Raw genomic sequence first — 1338 nt, forward strand, 5'->3', positions numbered from 1 at the left:
GGGATCCTGTTCGCGGCCGCCCTGGTTCTCGGTGCGGCCGGGCCCGTCCTGGCCCTCACCGGCACCGTGGCCGCACCCCGGCTCCCGCAAGCACTGTCCTGGGCCGGGGCGGTCGTCACCGTGGTGGGTTTCCTCGGTGTACTAGCCGCCCAGGCCGGCATGGGCGCCTCCTGGCGGGTGGGTGTCGACGCCACCGAACGCACCGAGCTGGTCACCACCGGGGCTTTCGCCGTGGTCCGCAACCCGATTTTCACCGCGATGCTCACCACCCTGGCCGGCCTGACCCTCCTGGTGCCCACCGTGGTCACTGCAGCGGCGTGGCTGTGCTTGCTGGTGGCCGTGGAGCTGCAGGTCCGTCTCGTCGAAGAGCCCTACCTGCTGAGCACCCACCGACAGGCCTACGCCTCCTACGCCGCTCATGTCGGCCGGTTCATGCCCGGTCTCGGCCGACTCCGCCCCGCACCCCTGGGCGAGCTGACCCCCTGAACCCAGGACCCCACCACTGGCCGACAGTTCCCCCACCCCAGGAGACCAGCACCGTCCGGAGTTCCATGCCCCTGTGATCGGCTGTCGAGGCGCCCAGCCCCTCCTGCGCGCGCACGTTTGGGGGCATGACCAAGCCCTCGAGGCCGGGCCCCCATTCCCCGCGCCGGAAAGTTCGTATAGCTTAACTTTCTATGAGGACCGGGACCGGGCGCACCGGCTCAACAGGTGTTGCCGCCACTTCCCCAGGAGAGCGGTGGGTGCGCCGCCAACCGCTGCCCTGGTTGTTGGGTCCAGCCTTCGTGGCCGCGGTCGCCTACGTGGACCCGGGCAACGTCGCGGCGAACCTCACCGCCGGCGCCCAGTACGGGTACCTGTTGGTGTGAGTGCTGGTGGCCGCCAATGCCATGGCGGTACTCATCCAGTACCTCTCGGCGAAGGTCGGGCTGGTCACCGGATCGAGCCTGCCCGAGTTGCTGGGCGACCGATTGCCCCGGGGCTGGCGGCTGGCCTACTGGGTCCAGGCCGAGCTGGTGGCCGCGGCCACTGACCTGGCCGAGGTAATCGGCGGGGCGATCGCCCTGCACATCCTCTTCGGGATCCCGCTGCTGGCCGGGGGCGTGATCGTCGGGGTGATCTCGATGCTGCTGCTGGTCCTGCAGACCCGCCGGGGCCCTCGGTTTTTCGAGTTCGTCGTGACCGGCCTACTGGCGATCGTCACCGCCGGTTTCGTCACCGGCCTGTTCTTCGGCCCCGTGTCGTGGGACGAGGCCGTCGCCGGGATCGTCCCACGGTTCGAGGGCACCCCGACGGTCCTGCTGGCCGCGAGCATGCTCGGGGCCACGGTGATGCCCC

General features: G+C 70.3%; 1 protein-coding gene and 1 pseudogene. Both read left to right on the forward strand.

All coding sequences use genetic code 11. The features are described 5' to 3' along the window. The coding region (locus L979_RS13500; RefSeq protein WP_047692741.1) for an isoprenylcysteine carboxylmethyltransferase family protein at positions 1 to 486 on the forward strand (486 nt) is incomplete at its 5' end. Between the two features lie 191 nt (positions 487 to 677). Then, positions 678 to 1338: pseudogene (locus L979_RS13505) on the forward strand (Nramp family divalent metal transporter); the annotation flags it as partial.

Source organism: Kocuria sp. ZOR0020 (assembly GCF_000800955.1).
Classification (GTDB): Bacteria; Actinomycetota; Actinomycetes; order Actinomycetales; family Micrococcaceae; genus Kocuria; species Kocuria subflava.